Annotated in this window: 16 protein-coding genes; 7 read left to right on the top strand and 9 right to left on the bottom strand. The window is 66.3% G+C overall.

Translation table 11 applies throughout. The annotated features are described in order from the left end of the window. Positions 1 to 302: 302 nt before the first annotated feature. Together Mal64_RS18645 and Mal64_RS18640 are read right to left on the bottom strand one after the other, a co-directional pair. Positions 303 to 1,505 carry an endo-1,4-beta-xylanase gene (locus tag Mal64_RS18645; RefSeq protein WP_146403165.1) on the bottom strand — a complete coding sequence of 401 codons (1,203 nt, stop codon included), beginning with the start codon at positions 1,503 to 1,505 and terminating at the stop codon, positions 303 to 305. 353 nt (positions 1,506 to 1,858) lie between these two features. Beyond that, positions 1,859 to 2,890: a threonine aldolase family protein gene (locus Mal64_RS18640; RefSeq protein ID WP_197525883.1), complete on the bottom strand. Its 1,032-nt coding sequence runs from the start codon at positions 2,888 to 2,890 to the stop codon at positions 1,859 to 1,861. Positions 2,891 to 3,072: 182 nt separating this feature from the next. On the opposite strand from Mal64_RS18640, the gene hisD reads away from it, so the two are divergent. The 6 genes from hisD (at position 3,073) to Mal64_RS18610 (ending at position 12,407) form a co-directional block, all read left to right on the top strand. Continuing rightward, a complete protein-coding gene (gene hisD / locus Mal64_RS18635; protein WP_146403161.1) occupies positions 3,073 to 4,449 on the top strand; it encodes a histidinol dehydrogenase in 1,377 nt (458 codons plus the stop codon). 203 nt (positions 4,450 to 4,652) lie between these two features. After that, the gene (locus Mal64_RS18630) at positions 4,653 to 5,627 is read left to right on the top strand and encodes an SMP-30/gluconolactonase/LRE family protein (protein ID WP_231993847.1); all 975 of its coding nucleotides are present in this window, start codon (positions 4,653 to 4,655) and stop codon (positions 5,625 to 5,627) included. 199 nt (positions 5,628 to 5,826) lie between these two features. After that, a complete protein-coding gene (hisC, locus tag Mal64_RS18625; protein ID WP_146403156.1) occupies positions 5,827 to 6,879 on the top strand; it encodes a histidinol-phosphate transaminase in 1,053 nt (350 codons plus the stop codon). Between the two features lie 189 nt (positions 6,880 to 7,068). Then, positions 7,069 to 8,463, top strand: a complete 1,395-nt coding sequence (locus Mal64_RS18620; protein ID WP_146403155.1) for a hypothetical protein — start codon at positions 7,069 to 7,071, stop codon at positions 8,461 to 8,463. Between the two features lie 144 nt (positions 8,464 to 8,607). Next, the gene (locus Mal64_RS18615; protein WP_146403153.1) at positions 8,608 to 10,305 is read left to right on the top strand and encodes a SulP family inorganic anion transporter; all 1,698 of its coding nucleotides are present in this window, start codon (positions 8,608 to 8,610) and stop codon (positions 10,303 to 10,305) included. 581 nt (positions 10,306 to 10,886) lie between these two features. Next, entirely contained in the window at positions 10,887 to 12,407 is a 1,521-nt protein-coding gene (locus Mal64_RS18610) for a hypothetical protein (protein WP_146403151.1), read from the top strand. 274 nt (positions 12,408 to 12,681) lie between these two features. On the opposite strand, the gene Mal64_RS18605 is transcribed toward Mal64_RS18610, so the two are convergent. From Mal64_RS18605 to accB, 5 genes are all read right to left on the bottom strand, one after another. Then, positions 12,682 to 13,626 carry a hypothetical protein gene (locus tag Mal64_RS18605; protein WP_146403149.1) on the bottom strand — a complete coding sequence of 315 codons (945 nt, stop codon included), beginning with the start codon at positions 13,624 to 13,626 and terminating at the stop codon, positions 12,682 to 12,684. A 304-nt stretch (positions 13,627 to 13,930) separates the two neighbouring features. Further along, entirely contained in the window at positions 13,931 to 14,104 is a 174-nt protein-coding gene (locus tag Mal64_RS20000) for a hypothetical protein (RefSeq protein WP_197525882.1), read from the bottom strand. A gap of 81 nt (positions 14,105 to 14,185) precedes the next feature. Further along, positions 14,186 to 14,689, bottom strand: a complete 504-nt coding sequence (locus Mal64_RS18600) for a hypothetical protein (RefSeq protein WP_146403147.1) — start codon at positions 14,687 to 14,689, stop codon at positions 14,186 to 14,188. Positions 14,690 to 15,020: 331 nt separating this feature from the next. Then, positions 15,021 to 16,361 carry an acetyl-CoA carboxylase biotin carboxylase subunit gene (gene accC, locus Mal64_RS18595; RefSeq protein WP_146403145.1) on the bottom strand — a complete coding sequence of 447 codons (1,341 nt, stop codon included), beginning with the start codon at positions 16,359 to 16,361 and terminating at the stop codon, positions 15,021 to 15,023. Positions 16,362 to 16,577: 216 nt separating this feature from the next. Continuing rightward, positions 16,578 to 17,084: an acetyl-CoA carboxylase biotin carboxyl carrier protein gene (accB, locus tag Mal64_RS18590; RefSeq protein ID WP_146403143.1), complete on the bottom strand. Its 507-nt coding sequence runs from the start codon at positions 17,082 to 17,084 to the stop codon at positions 16,578 to 16,580. Between the two features lie 246 nt (positions 17,085 to 17,330). Between accB and Mal64_RS18585 the strand changes: the two genes are divergently transcribed. Further along, complete coding sequence (locus tag Mal64_RS18585; protein ID WP_146403141.1) at positions 17,331 to 18,356, top strand: alpha/beta hydrolase; 1,026 nt, start codon at positions 17,331 to 17,333, stop codon at positions 18,354 to 18,356. 52 nt (positions 18,357 to 18,408) lie between these two features. Here Mal64_RS18585 and Mal64_RS18580 read toward each other — a convergent pair whose 3' ends face one another. Both Mal64_RS18580 and Mal64_RS18575 read right to left on the bottom strand, forming a co-directional pair. Further along, positions 18,409 to 19,095, bottom strand: a complete 687-nt coding sequence (locus Mal64_RS18580) for a hypothetical protein (RefSeq protein ID WP_146403139.1) — start codon at positions 19,093 to 19,095, stop codon at positions 18,409 to 18,411. Positions 19,096 to 19,166: 71 nt separating this feature from the next. Next, complete coding sequence (locus Mal64_RS18575) at positions 19,167 to 21,524, bottom strand: DUF1559 family PulG-like putative transporter (protein WP_146403137.1); 2,358 nt, start codon at positions 21,522 to 21,524, stop codon at positions 19,167 to 19,169. Between the last annotated feature and the right edge of the window lie 49 nt (positions 21,525 to 21,573).

Raw genomic sequence — 21,573 nt, 5'->3', positions numbered from 1 at the left:
TTTACCCCCTGCACGTCCCGCTCGCGGATGCGTTGCTTCTTCGAGGCCATGCCGGCCACGATGACCGAAAAACCACCGCCGCGCAATCCCATAAATCAACGCGCAAATATGGCGCCGAACAGGATTGGGCTTGTACCGCAGTGCGGTGCGAAGAGCAGAATCAAACCTTCGAGGCTGGGCGCCATTGCCACGATTGCCGTGGCCATCCGACTCCTGGGAAACTCACCATCGTCCTACATGCCCAATCCACCGCGTGGGCATGGCGCCGGCTCGGAATCGTCAGCACACTCGCGAACCACAAACTACTCGGCGCCGCCCGCTTGGCGCTGGGCGAGTGACTCCAGCACCGCGTCGTAAACGGGCTTCGGCTGCAAGTTGCGGTCGAACAGCAGCGGGTAGTTGGTCCGCCGCCACGGGAAGTAGTTCAGCCAACTCTGCCCGTCGTGCAGGTTCCAGAAAGAGACCCGCTCGATGATGTCGCTGTAGTCGTCGAACAGCTCGAACAGCGCGACGTACTCCTCGATCAGTTGCCGCTCGACTTGCGTCGGCAGGCCGTCTTTGTAGGGGTCGTGGTCGGCCAGTTCGTCGCGGTGCTTGCCGCCGTCGTCCCACCAGCGGCTGCGTGTGACGACGTCGATGTCGAGTTCCGAGACCACCACCTTCAGCCCCAGCTCGCGCAGCGCGTCGAAGGTCTCGCGCAGCTGCGGGAGCGAATCGTCGCCCAGCTCAAAATGGCCCTGCATGCCGTAGGCGTCGACTGGCGCGCCGTTCTCTTTGAGCAGAGCCAGCAGCTCGAGCAGCTTCTTGCGTTTCGCCGGCTTGTGGCCGTTGTAGTCGTTGTAGATGAGCAGCGCATCGGGGTCGTTGGCGCGGGCCGTCTGGAAGGCCGTCACGATGTAGTCGACGCCGCTTGTGCGTGAGAAGACCGAGTCGCGCAGCAAGCCGTCCTTGCCGTCGCCGATCGCCTCGTTGACGACGTCCCACATCGTGACCGCGTCGGCGTAGCGTCCGACGACCATCTCCACGTGCTGCTCGATGCGTTGCAGCAATTTCGCCTTCGAGACCGGCTCCCCGTCGTCTTCCATCATCCAAGGAGCCGTGCGGTCGTCCTCGGCCCACACCAAGCAATGGCCAGCGACCTCCAGCCCGTTCGCTCGCGCGAAGTCGACATAGCGGTCCGCGCCGTCAAAGCTCCAGCGGTCCTCGGCCGGGTGGACCTGCTGAGGCTTCATGCAATTCTCGGGGGTGAGAATGCTGAAGTGCCGACGGAGCAGCTCCGCTTCCGCGGGGTTGTCGAGCACCCGGTGACCAACACCCACGCCGATCTTGTAGCGATCGCCGACCGCCGCTTTGAGCGAGCCGGCGCCGCTCGGCCGCTGCCGCTCCTGTTCGTCTGCAAGATGAGACGCCAGTTCTTCGGCGTGGCACTGAGGCAAGACCGCGCCGACGAGCAAGCCGACGAGAAGCAGCGTTCGTTTGGCAAAAGAAGAGGGGGCCCAAGCCACGGCGAAACCCTTTGCTAAGTGGAGGCGACATTCAGAGGAGTGCTACGATTCTAGTTCCGCCAATCACCCCGTGGAATAGAGCAACGCCACTCGCTGCGTGTCCTGAAACCTAAAGCCGAATCAGGTTTGCTTCTCTTGTCGCTACGCAAGCGCACCGGGTAGCCCAGGTTCTCGAACCTGGGTGGCGAAGCCACAAGAAGCCGCGGTTGGGTGTTGCCGGCCGGTTGCCTCGTTCGCTACACGGCGTTTGCACGCGTGCTTCTTGTCGCCTGCGGCGACCCAGGTTTGAAAAACCTGGGCTACCCGCCCGGCCTTTACTCACAGTAGACAGGGCGGCAGACCCGCCTTCGCCGCTACTCCCCGCCCGCGACCGCCAAGATCGCCTCACACGCCTCATCGATCCGAGGTGAATCGACGTCGAGGTGCGTCAGCGCCCTGACGCGTTGGGGGCGAACCGACCACGTGCGAACGCCGCGTGTTTCGAGACGCTGGCAGAAGGCGTCGCCCGTGCCCATTGAGGGCTCGACGTCAAACATCACGATATTCGTGTCGCACCGGTCGTCGACCAACGTGAGGCCTGGCGCCTCGCGGACGGCGTCGGCCAACCGGTCGGCGTGGCGGTGGTCTTCTGCCAAGCGGTCGATGTGGTTGTCGAGCGCGTAGATCGCGGCGGCCGCCAGGATGCCCGCCTGCCGCCACCCGCCGCCGAGCGCTTTGCGCAGCCGCCTCGCGGCGCGGATCATCTCCTTAGGCCCGGCGAGCACCGAGCCGACCGGGCAGCCGAGGCCCTTGCTGAAGCAAACGCTCACCGTGTCGAACGGCTTGCTGAGGCTCGCGGGCGACTGGCCGGTGGCGACCGCGGCGTTCCACAGCCGGGCGGCGTCGAGGTGACGCCCCAGGCCACGGCCCTCGGCCCACAGGCAAACGCGCTCCACCTCGGCCAGCTGCAGCAGCCGGCCGCCCCAACGGTTGTGCGTGTTCTCCAGCGTGAGCAGCCGGGTGCGTGGGGCGTGGTCGCTGTCGGGCCGCACGGCGGCGTCCAAATCGTCGATCGCGGGCAGCCCGTCGGTCGACACAACCGCCCGGGCCGCCAGGCCGAACAGCTGGGCGTAGGCCGCCTGCTCGTAGTTGAGCACGTGGCTCTCGGCCTCCGTGAGGAACTCGTCGCCCGGCTGGCAGTGCAGCCGGATGCCGATCTGGTTGCCCATCGTCCCCGACGGGACAAACAGCGCCGCCTCCTTGCCGAGCGTGTGGGCGACCCGCTCCTCGAGGGCGATCACCGTGGGGTCTTCGCCGCAAACGTCGTCGCCCACTTCGGCGCGGGCCATGGCTTCGCGCATACCGGCCGTGGGGCGTGTCATCGTGTCGCTACGCAGATCGATCATTGCAGGAGGGACCAGGAGGCAGGGGGGGGAGGTTCGGGGAGCGGGGTTCGGGGGACCGAGTTACTGGCGCCAGGGTTCAGACCGGGCGATTGTACCGATGGGCCACGACCGCCGAAAGCACGCCGCCGTGGGCCGGGCCGCCACTGTATACGGCCGCCCCGGCGGGGTAATCTAAGGGTGCTATGAAGCTCAAAATCGCCCGCATCGACGCCCGCCGCCCCGAGTCTCTCTCCGCCCTCCAGGAGCTGCGCCACAAGCTCGCGCCCGACGGCAATGTGGTCAGCGACGCCGGGCGCCGGAAGACGATCGAGGTTTTCGGCGAGCCCCTCACCCCCACCCAGGTGGTCGAGCGTATCTGCGACGACGTGCGCGACCGTGGCGTGGAGGCGGCCTTGGAGTACGGCGAGAAGCTCGACGGCGCGCGGCTCGCGGCCGACGAACTGCGTGTGCCGGCAGAAGAGCTGGCCGCCGCCCACGCCGCGGCCGAGCCGGAGTTCCTTGAGACGGTCCGCCGCCTGCGTGCGAACATCTTGCGGTTCCAGAGCGCGATCTTGCACACGGACGTGAGCGTCGACCTGCCTGGCGGCGGCTCGCTGCGGCAGCGTTACTTGCCGCTGGAGCGCGTTGGCCTGTGCGTGCCGGGCGGGGCGGCGGCTTACCCGTCGACCGTGCTGATGACCGCCGTGCCGGCGCAGGCGGCCGGCGTGAAGGAGCTGGCGGTGGTCGCGCCGCCGACGAAGTTCGGCAGCTACAACACCGACCTGCTGGCCACCTGCCACGAGCTTGGCATCGACGAGGTTTACCGTGTGGGCGGCGCCCAGGCCGTGGCGGCGATGGCTTATGGCCTAGATCCCTCTCCCCCGCAGGGGGAGGGGATTTTAAGGAAGGTCGACAAGATCGTCGGCCCCGGCAACCTGTTCGTCGCGCTCGCCAAGCGGCACGTGTACGGCACGGTCGACATCGACTCGATCGCCGGGCCGAGCGAGGTGATTGTGATCGCCGACCAGAGCACCCCCGCCCGTTACGCCGCCGCCGACCTGATCGCGCAGGCCGAGCACGCCCCTGGCTCGGCGGTGCTGGTCACATGGCACGAGCCGCTCATCGAAGCCGTCGCCGAAGAACTGGAGAAGCAGCTCGCCGAGCTGTCGCGCGGCGAGCTCGCCAAGCAATCGCTCGAGGCGTTCGGCGCGCTGATCACCGTAGGCGATCGCGCCCAGGCCGCCCGGCTGTGCGACGAGCTGGCGACCGAGCACCTGCACCTCGCGTGCGAGCAGCCTCAGCAGCTGCTGGACCAGATCCGCTGCGCGGGCGCCGTGTTCATGGGTCCCCACAGCCCGGTGCCGGTGGGCGACTACGCCGCCGGCCCGTCGCACGTGTTGCCCACTGGCGCCACGGCCCGCTTCGCCAGCGGCCTGTCGAGCAACGACTTCCTGCGGTCGAACAGCGTGATCGAGTTCACGGCGAAGGACCTCAAGGCGAACGCGGAGGACATCGTCCGCATCGCGGAGAAAGAAAGCCTCACCGCCCACGCCGCGGCTGTCTCGGTTCGATTAGAATAAGCCGCTCATACGCGGGATAAGCGCGGATGCGTTCTCTGCTTCAAGCACTGACTTGCTTGCAGCCGGTCAGGCAAAAAGCCGCCGAACGACATCCGCGGCCATCTGCGAAAATCAGCGGCTCATTCCTTACTCTCATCCATTTAGGCGTCTCGATGTTTCTCAAGGTTGCTCTTACTGCGGTGCTCGCTTCAGCGGCTCTATCCTTGAATTGGTGCCACGCGCAAGACACCACGACTTTCCCCACGCTCGGCGAAGTGGTGCGGCTCGATCCGGCGCTCGACGAGCTGATCGAGCCGGGCGCCAAGATCGAGGTGCTCGCCGGCGGCTTCGATTGGTCGGAGGGTCCGGTCTGGGTTCCGCGTGACGGCGGGTTCCTGCTGTTCTCCGACATCCCGCCCAACCGGGTGATGAAATGGGTCGAAGGGCAGGGGGTGAGCGTGTTTCTCGACCCGTCGGGCTACACCGGTGTCGGCCGCTACAGCCGCGAACCGGGCAGCAACGGCATGTTCCTCGACCCCAAGGGCGACCTCACGCTTTGCGAACACGGCGACCGCCGCGTGGCGATGATGACCTGGGACGGCGGCAAGCGGACGCTCGTCGACAACTACCAAGGCAAACGCCTCAACAGCCCCAACGATTGCGTCTGGTCCGCCCGCGGCGACCTCTACTTCACCGACCCGCCGTACGGCCTGCCGGGGCAGTGGGACTCGCCGCAGCGGGAGCTCGACTTCTGCGGCGTCTACCGCCTGTCGCCCGCGGGCGAGCTGTCGCTGGTCGATCGCACACTCAATCGGCCGAACGGCATCGGCCTGTCGCCCGACGGCCGCACGCTTTACGTCGCCCAGTCGGAGTCGCGTGCGGCGATCTGGCGCAAGTACCCCGTGGCCGACGACGGCTCGGTCGGCGACGGCGAGCTGTTCTTCGACGCGACGGAGCAGGGGCGCCAGATGCGCGGCCTGCCGGACGGTTTGGCCGTCGACGCGGCGGGCAACGTGTGGGCCACCGGCCCCGGCGGTGTGTGGGTCTTCTCGCCCGAGGGCGAGCCTTTGGGCCGCATCGCCACCGGCGAAGCAACGGCCAATTGCTGCTTCGGCGGCGCCGACGGGAGCCACCTCTACATGACGGCCGACATGTGGCTCTGTAGGATTAAGACCAAATCGAAAGGGCAGGGGTTCTGATCTGCACTCCCGATGATTCTCTCCCTCCCCCCCTGGTGGGGAGGGCCGGGGAGGGGGGATAACCCGGGTACCCGGGTTCTTTCAGGCGCGCCCTGTACCCAGCACATCACCCCGTATCCCTATAAACACGGCCTCCTCATCAAGGCGAGGGGAACTGTCGTCGCCAACAGCTAAAAGCCAACAGCCAGCAGCCCTACTCATGTTCCGACCCGAGATCGAGCGGATGCGTGGTTACCAGCCCGGCGAGCAGCCGCGCGGGACCAAGGTCGTCAAGCTCAACACGAACGAGAATCCCTATCCCGCCTCGCCCAAAGTGGCCGAAGCGGTCGCCGCCGCCGTCCCTTCGCTGCGTCGCTACCCCGACCCGCACGCCACGGCCTTTCGCATGCGCGCGGCCGATGTGCTCTCGCAGCAGAGCGACGCGATCACGCCCGACTGGATCCTGTGCGGCAACGGCAGCGACGACATCCTGACGATCGTCACCCGCACGTTCGTGGGCGAGGGCCAAGTCGTCCGCTACGCCACGCCGAGCTACGTGCTCTACCAAACGCTCGCCGAGATCCAGGGCGCCGCCCAGGAGATCGTTCCGTACGAGAGCGACTGGTCGCTGGGCTTCGAGTTCACCGCGCCCGACGAGCGGCTGCGGCTGGCGTACCTGGCCAACCCGAACAGCCCCTCGGGCGTCTGCCTGGCGCCGGGCGAGGTGGCGGCGATCGCCGACATGCTCCCGTGCCCGCTGCTCGTGGACGAGGCGTACGCCGACTTCGCCGACACCAACTGCTTGGACCTGGTCCGCTCGAACGAGCGGGTGATGGTCAGCCGCACTTTGTCCAAGAGCTACGCGCTCGCCGGGCTGCGGTTCGGCTACCTCGTGGCCCAGCCGCAAGTGATCGAGCAGCTCGGCAAGGTGAAAGACAGTTACAACTGCGACGCCCTTTCGATCGCCGCCGCCACGGCCGCGATCGACGACCAGGCGTGGCTCGAGGAGAACGTCAACCGGGTCCGCGCCGGACGCGAACGCCTCATGGGAGGCCTCGAGGGCCTCGGGTTTGCGGTGACCCCGTCGCAGGCCAACTTCGTGTGGGTCACGCACCCACGCGTGGGCCACGATCAGCTCTACCTGTCGCTCAAGGAGCGGGGCGTGCTGGTCCGGTACCTCAGCTATCCCAACTGGGGCGACGGCCTGCGGATTACGGTGGGCGACGACGCGCAGATCGACACGCTGCTCGCGATGCTCGGCGAGATGGTCTGACAAGCACGCGGCGTCCGGCGGCGTGTTAATCGGGGTTGTTTGCGCAGCCTATGCCCATCCTCCAGGTCTCGGCTGCCCCCGGACGCCCGGCGCAACCGATACTCCCGTCAGGAAGGGAACCACCCGGCCCGCTCGCGTTGCGCGGTGAGGCCGGGACGGTGGCGCAGTCCGCGCCTTGGGGGGGAACCGATGCTCAAGCTAGCAGTGCGCGCCGCGCTTCGCCGTTCAGTCGTCGCATTCACCGTGGTGTCGTTGTCGGCGTCAATCGCCGCTGCCGCCGGCGTTGCGCCGCGGCATCTACTGGAACCACAACCGGATGCTGCGGCGCCCTACGCGGCCCAGCCGGGCATCGCGTTGTACGAGGCGCCGAGCCAAGCGACCACGGCGACCGGCCGCTACGGCGAGCCGATGGCTTTCGGTGCGCAGACCGCTTACGACACCACACCCGCCGACGGCGCCGAGGCGATTCCGAGCGACATCCCCACGGTCGACCCGAGCGCCGGCATGCTCGCCGCGGCCGCCAACACATCGACCGCTTACCCGAACGACCAGTTCCACCGCCAGCTCATGGCGGCGCGGGGCGAGCCGACCGCCTGCGGCCCGCAGCACCGCACCGGGCCGGGGCGTTGCGACGACTGGCTCGTGGGGCCCAACTGGCGCGTGTCGCTCGACGGCGTGCTGCTGTACCGCGACTCGGTCCCGATCGAGGCACTGTACGACGCCAACCCGCCCGCGCCAGATCCAGCCCCGTTCGAAGTCGACAACTTCAACCACGCCTCCGGCGCCCGCCTGATGGCCTTCGGTCACTGGCCCCAGTGCCGCGGCTACGAGCTGATGATCGGCTACGTGGGGGTTCAGGGGTGGGGCGCCGACGCCCTGTTCCCCGCCACCACGGTAACACCCGCCGGCAGCGACGTCGATTTCCAGCAGCAGCGCAAGTTCGAGTACGACTCGCGTCTGCACTCGCTCGAGTTGAACTTCCAAGAGCTCAACGACGGCTCGGCCAAGGCTTACTTGGGCGTCCGCTACTTCTCGCTCGACGAGACGATCGACGACCGCTTCGACCAGTTCGACCCCGACCCCCTCAACCCGACGCCGCTCATCGGCACGGAGTTCTCGGTCGAGATCGACCGCGCCAACACGCTGCACGTCGACAACGACCTGATCGGCTTCCAGTCCGGCGTACGGGTCGACCTGTGGAGCCCCGGCCCGCGGTTCTACGTCAGCGGCTTCGGCAACGCCGGCGTGTACTGCAACATGGTCCACCGCACGCGCTACGTGCGTCAGCAGTCGACGACAATCAGTCTCGACGACCCGACCACGCTCGCCGACAACGAGGCCTCGCAGACCGTGGTGAACACCGGGACGCGCACCTCGACGCGCGGCGCGAACGTTGCGTTCGCCGGCGAGGCGTCGATCGCCGCGGTGCTGCAGCTCAACCGCTGCACGTCGCTCAGGGGCGGCTACCAAGCGATGTACATCGACGGCGTCGAGCTGGCCGAAGACGCCTGGCTCACGGCGAGCCCCCGCGAACGCGACCTGCTGCTGCACGGCTGGTTCGCCGGCCTGGAGTACCGCCGCTGAGGCGGCCGGGGCGACGGTCGACGCTATCGTGCTCCCGGGTCGCCGACATATACTGCTCCGCTCGGGAGTGGTGCGGTCTTGGGGTCCACGAGGGATCCGCCGAAGTTCACCTCCGCCCGAGCGAGCGGAGGCCCCCGGCAGAAAATGATCCCACAACGCTTCACCCCTAAGCTGTACACCCTCCTCAGGGAGGGCTATGGGGTTTCGTCTCTCAAGGCGGACGCGATGGCCGGCCTCACGGTCGCCATTGTGGCCTTGCCGTTGGCGATGGCGCTGGGGATTGCGAGCGGCGCCACCCCCGAGCAGGGGCTTTTAACCGCCATCGTGGCCGGCTTCTTCATTTCGGCGCTGGGCGGCTCGCGGGTCCAGATCGGCGGGCCCACGGGGGCGTTCGTCGTGATCATCGCGGGCGTGATCGCACAGTACGGCTTTGACGGTCTGGCGCTGGCGACGCTGCTCGCGGGCGTCATTCTCATCGTCGCCGGGTACGCCCAGCTCGGCCAAATCATCCGCTACATCCCGCACCCCGTCATCACCGGTTTCACGGCCGGCATCGCGGTGATCATCGCCTCCTCGCAGGTCCGCGACTTCCTGGGGCTGCCGATTGACGAAGTGCCGGCCGAGATCATCCCCAAGTGGGCGGCGTACTTCGCGGCCTTCAATGCGATCGACCCGTGGGCGGTTGGGGTTGGAGCCGGGTCGCTGTTCACGATCCTGCTCTTACGCCGTTTCGCCCCGCGGGCGCCGGGGTACCTGATCGCCGTGCTGCTGTCGGCGTTGTTTGTCGCGGCGACGCACGCGCCGGTCGAGACCATCGGGACGAAGTTCGGCGAGGTCGAGAGCGCTCTGCCCTCGCTGTCGCCACCCGCTTGGGATTTCGAGAAGCTAGCGAGTGTCACCCCCGCGGCGTTCACGATCGCGTTCCTCGCGGGAATCGAGGCGCTCCTCTCGGCTGTCGTGGCCGACGGCATGACGGGTTACCGGCACCGCCCCAACCAGGAACTGGTCGGCCAAGGGGTCGCCAACCTCGCCTCCGCGTTGTTCGGGGGATTGCCGGCGACGGGCGCCATCGCGAGGACCGCCGCCAACGTGAAAGCGGGCGGCAGAACGCCCGTGGCGGGAATCATTCACTCCGCCTTGCTGATGGCCATTGTCTACTTCTTCTCGGGATCGATGACCTCTATCCCGCTGGCCTCGCTGGCGGCGATCCTGTTCGTCGTGGCCTGGGGGATGAGCGAGCACCGGCAGTTCGTTCACCTGCTCAAGCTCCCGAGCTCGGATCGGGCGGTGATGCTCCTGACCTTCTTGCTGACCGTGTTCGTCGACCTGACGGCGGCCATTGGCGTGGGCGTCACGATCGCCTCGCTGCTGTTCATGAAGCACATGTCCGACTCGGTGAGTGTGACCCCGCAGGGAGGCCTCGTTGCCGACGCCCTCGACAACGAGCAGGAAGACACCACCCAGCGGACCGAGCTCCCCCCTGGAGTGGAGGTGTTCCGCATCACCGGCCCGCTGTTCTTCGGCGTCTCGAACGCGTTGGTCGACACGCTCCACGACATCGGCCAGAAGCCCGAGGCGATGATCATCCGCATGAAGCAGGTCCCGTACATCGACGCCAGCGGCGCCAAATCGATCCGCGAGATGATCAAGGTGTGCCGGGACGACGGGATCAAGGTCGTGCTCAGCAGCCCACGCAAGCAGCCGCTCGGGTTGCTGAAGAAGGCCGGCGTCTTTGAGAACGGCGACGACGTGGTCTGCGCCCCGAGCTACGACCGGGCGATCGAGATCGCCCAGGACATCGTCGAGCAGCGTGCACCGAACCCGTTTGCCGAAACGGGCTGACGCATCCCCCACGGCCTCGCCGACAGCAGCGAGTGGCCAAGAATATTCCGAATGCCGCGCCGCCGTTAGCTTCAGTTTTTTTCTCTCACGCAATACGCGGAGCAATTCGCACGAATAACGCACTGGGGCGGCGATTCATCGGGCAGGCGACCGGAAGAACGCAGCGGCGGCTCGCTAGAGTCACCCCCTGCGGCGCCCAATTATCTTTGTAGCAGGCGTTTCACCTAATTTCGACAATCGCTTTTGGCCGCGCGCGCAGCAGCGATTCTTGGCCACCCGCGATTTTGTCGTAAGCGTTGTGGCGGCAACGCCTTGCGAGATGTTTCTGGCGGCCGCGAATCTCGTTTCTTCACACCAAGAATCTCTTCGCCCGTTTTTGGCCGCCTGCGGCTTGTGTGCGTGACGCAACGACGCCACGCGGCTGGGGCTTAAGCGACCGATTCGTTTGTTGGCCAAGGAGCCGCCAATTACCCTACGTTGAGCGTTCATCGCGGCGTTCATCCAGGCGTTTTATTCATTCTTAATCTATCCTTCTCATCCCCCTTCAGGACCGCCGACGTCGGCGGCGATCGAGTCGTCTCATGAATCCTATTACCCCGGCGCGATTTGCTTCGCGCCTGCCCCTCCTTCTTGCCGCACTATCCGCGGCCCTCGGCGCCGGCGAGGCCGTTGCGAATGACTTTGTACTCGAGCATCGGTTCAGCGGAGGGTCGTTCCGTCAGGGCCTTCAGCAAGGACGCGCCGAGATCCCGCCGTCGCCCAACGGCGCCGTCGGGCCGCAAGAGATTGTTGAGTTCACGTCGTCGACGTTCACCGTTTACGATCACACCGGCGCCAGGCTGGAGCAGACCTCGGACGTCGATTTCTGGAACACGGCCCTTGCTTCGACCGGCGCCCCCTCGGCGCTCGAGATCATCCCCGGCATGCAAACGTTGTACGACCCCCACACCGACCGCTGGTACGCCTCGGCTTACACCGTGGGCGCGAGTGGCGGGACGCCCAACCAGTTGCTGATCGGGGTCACGCTGGGCGCCGACCCTTCGCTCGGCGAGTGGCGAGGGTTCTCGGTTGATCTCGACCCCTCGACGGCGGTTTCGGCCCTGTCGGTCCCCACGCTCGGCATCGACGGCGAGGGTCTCTACGCCGTTGTCGATCGCGCTCGGCTCAGCGGTGAGACGCTGCGCAGCGCCAACCTGTTTGGCGTGCCGCTGACGAGCCTGACCGATCCCACGCCTAGCGTCGCCGGACTCCGCAGCCAGTTGCGGTTTGGCGTGAACAGCCTTGGGTACCGCGCCACCCCGGTGATCGACCTCGATGGCGGCGTTGGGTCGCAGCAGTTGGTGTCGGCCTTCAACGAGAACGGGTTCAAGAGAACAGTGCTGCCCAGCGACTGGCTTTCGGGCGGATCGGAGGTCTCCGACACCTTCGAGCTGAGCGATTTCGCCGACGAGTTGGCGATCTCGCACATGGACCTTGTGGTGGACCAGCCGGGCGGCTCGCTGGCCGTCGGCAGCACGTCTTTGAGCGGCGGCGTGGTCTCGCAGAACGGCAGCCTGTGGTCGAGCCACGTGATCCGGCACGGCGGGCGGAACGCGATCCAGTGGATGGAGTTCAGCGACGACGCCGGGCAGTTTACGGTCAAACAGTCGGGCGTGATCGCCGATGCCGAACTCGACTTTTACTACCCATCGCTTGCCGTCAACGACAACGGAGATGTGGTCGTCGGCTTTAGCGGCTCGAGCTCGCTCTCGCCGATCAGCTCCTACGTGGCGGTCGGTCGCACGGTCGACGGGGTCACGAGCGTCGGCGATCCGGTGGTCACCCACGCCGGCAGCGGCAACTATAGCATCCTGGCGTCGGGCGAAGCGTTGCCGCGCTGGGGCGGCCGCAGCACCACGGTGCTCGACCCCAACGACCCGCTCGCGTTCTGGACGTTCCAGCCGTACGTGTCGAACGTCCCCTCGGTCGACATGGGCGAGTGGGTCATCGGCGTCACCAAGGTCAAGATCATCCCCGAGCCGTGCGGCTTGTGGCTCGCGGCGATTGCCGTCGCCGCGCTGCCGCGTCGGCACAGCGTAGCTGGGTCGGCGCCGCGGGCTTAGAGCGGTTTTCGAATTGTTGTGGACGAGCGGGGAAGCGATTGGCGGCGTGGCGAGGAAGCCGAAGCAGGCAATGCGGTGCATTGTCGATGCAGGCTGACGAAGCCATGACGCCGATCGCGAGCCGAGCGTCTACACCTATGAGCAAACCGCTCTGCCCCTAAGGCTTCTGGCGACTCGACGCCCGCACGGGCGGCGCCGCTCGCCGCAAGTCAACAAACGATCAAGCCAAGACACGAAGGACATGCGCCCGCACGTCCTTGTTGAGCTCCCGCGATCAGGGTGTGTCGGGCTGGTGCAGCTGAATGAGCGGCTTGGCCTCCGCTTCGGTAAACCCGACCCGGCCGTCGGGGAAGAGCGCCTTCACGGGGACGATCAGCATGGGACCGGCGTCCAGGTCGATCAACACGTCGAGCATCTTGCGGCTGACTCGGTTGATCCCTGAGAAGTCCCAGAGTGTGTCGCAGCGAGCCAAGTCGATGGCGCCGTTGGCTAGTTGGTGCTCTTTGGAGGCGTAAATGCTGGCGGTGTCGATCTGCTTGGCAACTAGTTCAGGCGGCGAATCGGCGTTGTACATCTGGATGCCGCACCGCGGGCACTTTGCACCAGTACGACTTCCACACTTGGGGCAGATAACTGGCCCGTACCCGCAGAAGGGGCAGCTGTTCGGGGCCTCCGGATTGAGAGTAGGCGGGATTGTCAGCAGCGGATTGGGGCCCGCTAGGAAGTAGAGTTGCTCACCAATGCGTTCGGGCTCAGTCGCGTAACGGGAGCTATTGGCATAACACAGTTCTGCTTTGCGAACACCCAGCCCCGAAAGGTTGGTCGCACTCAGTTGCTTGGCCAGCGTCTCCGTAAATAGCAGATAAGGATTGCTGCCAGCGTATTCCTGAACGAGCGGGGTGAGCGGCCCTTTTCCGTTGATCTCGACGAACTGAACGTCGTTCGCCCATTTGTGGGTGACGTGGCTGGGAGAAACCGAGCAATCATGCCGCTGTCCGTAGAGGCAACGTCCACCGCCGCCTGGGATGCTGTCCCATTCTGCGACCCAGTCTTCGAACCCGCGAGGAAAGTAGTACGCAAACTCTGGCCCCCAGAAGACAAACTCATCTTCGCAGAAGCTCTCCCAATCTTGCGACCAATCGGTGAGACTGCTCGTTCGATAAATATCGTAGAACAAGGCGTCCGGTATCGTCGTCGGAAAAGTCGTGCGGTTGATCATCCCATGGCTTTCAGAGAGTTTCGTAGAGTCAGAATCCGCCGGTCTCATCCGCCATTTCGATCTTGGCTCAGATAGCCGGACGCACTGGCCACCCTTATTGTGGTTGGGCGAATCTGGGGGAACTCACCTCCACGAAACAAGCCCTCGCTACCGCGTGTGCTTTGGCTCGGCCACCCTACGCCGTGAACCCTCTGAGCTGCTATGCGATTTTGATCAGCTCTTGTAACGCATTAGCGACGTTAGGTGGTTGGGTTCCTGGCAGGTTCTACTTCTTGCAGGGGTAGTCGCGGCTGGCCTTGTTGGTTCATTGGTAGGCGTCGATGAGGGCGTGGGCCAGTTCGTCTTCTAGTCGGACCGTGGTGGCGCGCATCGCGTGGCGGAACACGCCCTTGGTCTTGATGCGGCATCCTGACCTCCTGTCAGGCTTGGTGGGGGATTGAACCACCACGCCCCGTAGGGCGACCCGCCAAGCCGGCATCAAGACCGTTTATTCATCACGCAACCGCTGCACTGCTGTCAAGAAAGGGTTCACGGCGTAGCCGACCACCGGTCTGGAAGCCTAGTCTGTATTGCCAGCATCAAATGGTCGGTAGAAGTCGATCTCTTCCCCAGTTTCAAGGTCGTGATGCAACCACTCGTCCTCGCCAACCTGCGTGCTTCTTACCAGACGAGACTCCGCTTCAGCAGCATAGAAGCATAGTTGCAGATTGAAACTGTTCGCTATCTCCAAGCCCAGAGAAGACACGTCGCATAGAAGGCCTAACTTATACGAGACAATGCATATGGGTGAAAAAGAAATTCTTTCTCGAAGTATCCTTAAAGATTCCGTTGTATCGGCACTCTCAAATGAAGTCACGACAAGAGCACTTGCCTCACGCAGAGTCAGTTTCCGAAAATCTCGATATCCAAGAGGAGGCAATCCTTGGAAATGTCTTGAGACAGATTCTGCTACGTACTCGTAGACAACTACTGCTATTTCGGATGAAGGGTCGTAATCAACAGAAAACAACAGCCCTTCGTTAGGCGGATTTTCACGCCAGTAGGCCGGGAGGTCGATTTGCATTGCCTGAGACCCGAATACGGTGTGTGCGGAAGATTGTCGAAGCTATCTACATCTCTAATCATGACATCGCCAAAATCCATCAAGATACTTCCCCCCGCTCATTATAGATTCGCCAGTAACCAGCCAGCCGCACCTGAGAGCTTGTCCCGCAGTGCGGTGCGGAGAGCGGATTCGACCCTCGGAGCGATCTGCCGCGGTGAATTAGGCAGCCGGGCGGTGCGGACGATGCAGACGCCGATCAGGCGCCCGTTTTGGTCAGCGCCGAAAAAAAGCCCTGCGGCGTTTTGGCTGCAAGGCTTCAAAAGAGATGGGCGCCCGGAGCGTCTCGCCGTCACACAAACGTGCGTTCGACGAACGTCGTGTCGATCCGGCCTTCGACGAACGCCGTGTGGCTGAGGATCTCTTGGTGCAGCGGCTGGGTGGTCTTGATGCCGTCGACACGCAGCTCGGCCAGGGCGCGCTGCATGCAGGCGATCGCCTCGGCGCGGGTCGGCTGGTGCACCAGCAGCTTGCCGATCATCGAGTCGTAGTACGGCGGCACGACGTAGCCGCTGTGGGCGTGTGACTCCCAGCGGACGCCGTAGCCGCCCGGCACGAACAGCCGCTCGATCCGCCCAGGCGAGGGCTGGAAGTTCTTCGCCGGGTCTTCGGCGTTGATGCGGCACTCGATCGCGTGGCCGTTCTGCTTGATCTCTTTCTGCTTCATCCAGAGCGGCTCGCCCGCGGCGACACGGATCTGGGCCTTGATCAGGTCGATGCCCGTCACGAGCTCCGAGACCGGGTGCTCGACCTGGATGCGGGCGTTCACTTCGATGAAGTAGTAGTTGCCGTCGCCGTCGACGATGAACTCCACGGTGGCGGCGTTTGTGTAGTTCGACGCCTTGAGCAGCCGCACGGCCGACTCGCACATCTCGTTGCGTGTCTTGTCGCTGACCGACAGGCTGGGACTCTCCTCGATCAGCTTCTGGTGACGGCGTTGCACGGAGCAGTCGCGGTCCCACAGGTGGACGACGTTGCCGTGGTGGTCGGCGATGAGCTGCACCTCCACGTGGCGCGGGCGCTCGATGTACTTCTCGAGGTAAACGGCGCCGTTGCCGAAGGCGGCCTCGGCCTCGGCCTGGGCCTGTTGCAGGGCCGACTTGAGGGCCAGGTCGTTCGAGGCGACCCGCATCCCGCGCCCGCCGCCGCCGGCCACCGCCTTGATCAGCACGGGGAAACCGACCTCGTGGGCGAACTTCATCGCCTCGGCCTCGTCGGTGATCAGCCCCTCGCTGCCGGGCACGACGGGCACCTTGGCCTGACGGGCCAGCTCGCGGGCCTCGTTCTTGTCGCCCAGCTTGGCCATCGCCTCGGGCGTCGGGCCGATGAAGTCGATGTTGCAGCTGCGGCAGATCTCGTTGAAGTGGGCGTTCTCGGCCAGGAAGCCGTAGCCGGGGTGGATCGCCTCGACGTTGCCCACCTCGGCGGCGGAGATGACGTTGGCGATCTTCAGGTAGCTGTCGGCCGCCTTGGCGGGCCCGACGCAGAACGCCTCGTCGGCGAGCTCCAGGTAGTGGGCGCCGCGGTCACCCTCGCTGTAGATTGCGACCGTGCCGATGCCCATCTCGCGGCAAGCGCGGATCACCCGCTGCGCGATCTCACCACGGTTGGCGATCAGGATGCGTTGGTACATGGGTGAGTAGTCTCTTGGTAGTGACGCCGAACCGGTGTTGCGTCGCGGGCGGCGGGGCTAAGGAATTACGAAGCACGGATGCCGAATGACGAACCTCTCGGCGTCGCCATCCGATCTCGTCATTCGTCATTCGGATTTCATCATTCGGTCACAGGGCTCAGGGCGGCGGTTGGGGGGATCCGAACGCCCCCGCTGCCGCCGCAAGGGGACGCCCCCTTACCCCTTCTCGATCTTGAACAGCGGCTGGCCGAACTCGACCGCGGCGCCGTTCTCGACCAGCACCGCGACGATCTTGCCCGAGCAATCGGCCGGGATCTCGTTGAAGACCTTCATCGCTTCGATGATGCAGATCGTGGTGTCGGGACCGACTTGGTCGCCCGGTTTGACGAACGCCGCCGACTCGGGGTTCGCCGAGGTGTAGAACGTGCCGACCATCGGGCTGGGGATGACCTCGGCCGCGGCGTCCGCCGCGGGTGCGGCCGACGGGGCAGGGGCCGGCGCGGCCGACGGTGCGGCGGCCGGGGCCGCCAGAGCGGGGGCCGGTTGGGCGGGGGTCGCGGCGATCGTGACGGGCTCGCCGCCGCGCCGCAGTTTCATCTTCTGCTCGCCCTGCTGGAGAACGATTTCCGCCAGGTCGTGGTCGTTCATCAGCTCGACGAGCTGACGGACCTTGCTGACATCAAACACGTCTCCCGCACCGGCGGGGTCTTTTTCACTTGCCATGCTGCACCCGGAAGGAGGGCTCTCGACGGATCGGGGGGCCGCTATGTTAGCGTGGCGGATCGAGGAACGCCCCTGCCGATCAGGGGCCCCAAGATCGGCCCGGCGGCCGCGAATGAATCTAGCAGACTAGCCGCCGCGTGGGCCGCTCACAACCCCAGGCAGGGCAATGGATTCGGGCCCACCACGCCCCGCCAGGGGACGCGAAAACCCGTCCCGCCCCCGCCGATTGCACCCCAAGGCAGCCGAATGACCTCTTCCACGCCACCAGCCGACGAGGCGGTTGCAGACCACGCCACGGAGCCAGTCTCCCGGTGGCCCCGCCGCCTGCGGCGGCTGGCCGCAGTCGCCCTGGCCCTGGTCGGCCTGCAGCTGCTGGGCGACTTGGTCTACTCGGCCTATATCGCTGCGGCGATCGAGGCCTGGGAGGAGACCGTGGCCTGGAACGCCGATGGGGTGCGGGAGGGATGTGGCGCCCACTCGCTCGGCCCGGTCGACGACCCGTCGGCGACGGCTTTACTGCTGGTCCACGGGTTCAACGCCTCGCCGCGCCACTGGGACCTGATCGCCCCCGAACTGGCGGAGCGCGGATTCGCGGTGCGTGTGATGCGGCTGCCGGGGTTTTGCGAGCGCGTTTCCGAGTACGCCGACAGCCGGGCCGAAGAGTGGGTAGCCGCTGTCACCAAAGAGCTCGCCCAACTCCGGGAGAAGCACGACCGCGTGGGGGTCGTGGCCCACTCGCTCGGCGGGGCGACGACGATCGGGGCGTTGCTTGACGGGGCGCCGCTCGATGGGGCGGAGCGGGGCGACGACCCGATGGTCGACTTCGCGGTGCTGCTCGCCCCGGCGGTGAAGGTCTCCAGCGCCCGCGCGCCGATCGGCACGACCCGTTTCTGGCACGAGTTCTCCAAGCGGGCGTTTCTGTTCACCGACACGCTGCGCTCGCCTTACGACATGGACTGCCACGACGAGTCGCGGCTCGGTTGGCCCGGCCGCACGCCGTTCTCGCCGATCGCCGTGGTCGACAGCCTGTACGGCCTGATGGATCGCAACGCTCCGCGCGCCGAGTTGTTCCGCACGCCGCTGCTGATGGTGCTCAGCAAGAGCGACATCATCGTCGACACCGCGGCGGCGGCGGCGTACTACGAGCGGATCCCCTCCGAGACGAAGGAGCTGCTGGTGCTGGAGAACAGCGGGCACGCGATCCCGCTCGATTACCAGTGGCGTGAGGTGATGGAGGCGATCGCCGGCTTCGCCGAGTCCAACGGCGATTGATGCGCCCATGGCGATTGATGTGGGAGGCGTCTCCGACGCCGATGACGCGTTGCTAGCCGCTCTCGGCTGAAACGACGGTATCGGCGTCGGAAACGCTTCCCACAGCAATGATTTGAGGCTCAGCAGCAGACCGCTGTACCCGTGGGCTTTTCAACCACGCCACGGCCAAGACCGCCAGCGCCACGAGCGAGACCCATCGGATCGCTCCGCTTTCGAACACCACCGTGCCGTTCACGACGATGAACAGCATGAAGGCGTGCAGCGTGCGGCCGAGGGCCACGGGGCGGGCGGCGTAGGCGGCGGGGGCGGCGTACCACCAGAGTGCGTCGCCGCACCACAACAGCGTGAAGGCGTAGGAGACGAACACCCCCTCGCCCCAGCCGGCCGCCTGGCGGGTGTGGGCCACGGCGTGAGCGTGCGACCAGTGGTGGTAGAAGTGGAACGCCATCGCCAGGTGGACGACGAACGCCGCGGCGCCCCACGCCCAGCACTGCCGCGCGGCGGCGCCGGCGAGCGTCTCGGCCCGCCAGCCGGCGGCGCCGAGCCGCGGCATCAACAGCAGCGCCGCCAGGTAGAACGCCAGGGCGAGCCGCACGGTGTTGTGCGTCAGCGCGGCGCCGGCTTCGTCGGAGGCGGCCGACGCCGAGAGCACCCCACCCAGCAGGGCGGCCCCGGCGAGAAGCCCCCACACGGCGACGCGTGTGGGGCAGAAGCCGCGGCTGGGGCAGGTGGGGGGCATCGGCGGGGGAGGGGAGCGGCTCGCGGCGCAGGGCCCGTGGAACGGTGTGGAGGCGGGTTGCAGCGGCGCTTTTAAGGGACATCGGCCCCGACCGGCTTGAGGTAGAGCCGCCCCAGCTCGGGATCGTACCAAAGCTCCTTGTGGCCGGCATCCCGCGGAGAGACCTTAAAAAATCGTGTGCTGGGGATCTCGCGTCTCAGCTCGCCCAGGTCGGCGGGGTACTCGCCGTGGTTGGCGTGGTAGCTGGTGAGCTCCTTATCGAACGCGTTGCTTGTTTTTTTACGGTAGCCCGCCTTGTAGCGCGTCCACTCCACTTCGCCGAGCATCGCCTTGTGGATCTCGTCCTCCGTGGGGACGGGGTCGATCGTTGCGCCCAAGCGGAGGCGGCCGAAGGTGCGCCGGTCGCCGGGCTCAATCGACACGAAGTCGAGCGACAACCGCTCGACCCCCCGCCCGTCGGGCGAGTAGGCGATCTCGTGGACGTCGAACCAGCCGGTGCTCTCCTCGACGACCCGCATGTCGGCGGAGAACCTCATGCTCGACCGGCCGTCGTGCGACTGCGCCGCGGGGGTCCCGTAGCCGACCGCGTCTTTGTAGGAGCCTTTGGTGAGCTTGGTGCCCGCGGGCGCGCGGACGACGAGCCGCCAATCGGCATGGAGCGATCCCGGCGGGGCGAGCACCGCGACGGCGAGGCTGCCATCGTCGCCGGGAGTGCAAACGAACTCGTGCTCGCCGAACGGTGTGATTCGGTACCCCCTTATGGCTCTCGGGACCACGCTGCGCGGGGCGGCGTCGACTGCGAAGTAGGTCGTTCCCTCCGGTGTGAGCTTGGCACGCGGGCCGCCTCCGCCGGCGGGCACCGCGTCGGCGACCAGCCGGATCAGCAGGCGTGGCGGCGTGGCGCCGTCCGCGTCGACCAGCTCGAACTCGAACCGCGCCGAGCCGCCGTCCCACTCGGCCTCCTTGCTCCACAAGACCCTCTTGGGCGAGCTGTCGAGCGCCTTCTCGCCGGGGCTCTGGAGCGCCTTGCTCAGCTGGCCGTAAATTGCGCTGCTCGCCATCTCGGCGTACTTTTCTGCGACGACCAACAGGAACGCCGACTCGTTGCGCAGGTAGTCCACACGGGAGAAGACGCGGGAATCGCCGCCGTAGTGAGCGATGTTGCGGTCCAGTTTGTCGGGCCGGAACCGCTCGAGCGACAAGTCTTGTGGGAAGCGGAGCTCGAGGTCGCCGATGTACAGCGGCGACCACTCGATCGGAGACCAGGGGAGCTTGGATAGCTGGACGGCGGGGATCGGCCGCGCAGAGCGTGGGCGGTCGGCGGAGGGGAGGCCGAGGTCTCCCTGCCTGCCGTCGTCGCTGCCCGACGGCGTGACCAGGCGGACGTACAGGTTGGGGTCGACGTCGGTCGAGACCGTGCGGACGCTGCCGTCGGCGAAGGCGTGCCCGACCACGCCGGGGTGGTTGCTGCTGGGTCCCCAGCGACGGTCGTGAGCGCCCTTCCAGTACGACGCCTTGAGGTAGGGGTCGGCGGCCGCGTCGAACGACCGGTCGCGGAGCGAGGTGAGCCGGGCGCCCGCCCCCGGGTCGGCCCAGGTCAGTTGTTTCTCTCCCCCCTCGCGGGGCTGGAGGGTGGGCGGCTCGGCGGCGGGCCACGACGCCACCATCCAAGCGGCTTGCCCGTCGATCAAGGCGGAGTAGGCCGGCTCGATCGTTTCGGCAAACACCAGCGTGTGGCGTCTGCCGTCCGTGACCGCGGCGTAGCTCCGACCCCGTTTGTTCACGCGGCCGCCCACGAGACCGGGGAAGGCGATCAACCCGTTGCCCGAATGAGCCCCGCCCACGAGCTCTTGTTCGGGGTCGTCCAGCAGCACGCCGTCCTCCGTCCGGTAGAGGTGGCTCCCGGCGAAGGCGTGGTAGCTGGAGACGGCCGGGGGGAGCCCCGCGAGGCCGGCGTAGTCGTGCTCGCCCGCGACGCGCGACTCACCGCCGTACGCCGGGCAGACTAGGCGGGAGAACTCGACTTCGTAAGGACGCGTCTCATCGTAAGGGGGCGTTAGCAAGAGGTCCGCGTCGAACGGCGCCTTCTGGAACCGGTCGCTCGCCCTCGACAGCCGGTCGTAGAACACGTTCTCCTCGATGAACGGCATCATCTTGGCGAGCCAGCTGTAGCCCGCACCCCGCTTGGGGTCGGCGGAGCCGGGCGCGTGGTCGAACGGCTGGCTGGAGGCGAGCGGGAGCGCCAAAAAAGCGTCGTGGTGCCTGAACATCGCGAGCCCCAGCGTCCTCATCTGCTGGAGGCAGAAGGTGCGGTCCGCGTTGCCGCTGGTGGCGGCCAGCGCGGGCAGCAAGAGCGAGCCGAGCAGCAGCGCGGCCAGCACGGCGCCGAGGAGGTCGGTGCGAGAGAATCCGCTCGGGGCGCGTAGCATCGATCGACTCCGGCGGACAAAAAAATGGCGGTAAAGAAAGCCCCAACTT

The organism is Pseudobythopirellula maris, from assembly GCF_007859945.1.
GTDB classification, from domain to species: Bacteria; Planctomycetota; Planctomycetia; order Pirellulales; family Lacipirellulaceae; genus Pseudobythopirellula; species Pseudobythopirellula maris.
Note: the sequence above shows the minus strand (reverse complement) of the source record. Positions and strands in the feature narration are given on the sequence as shown.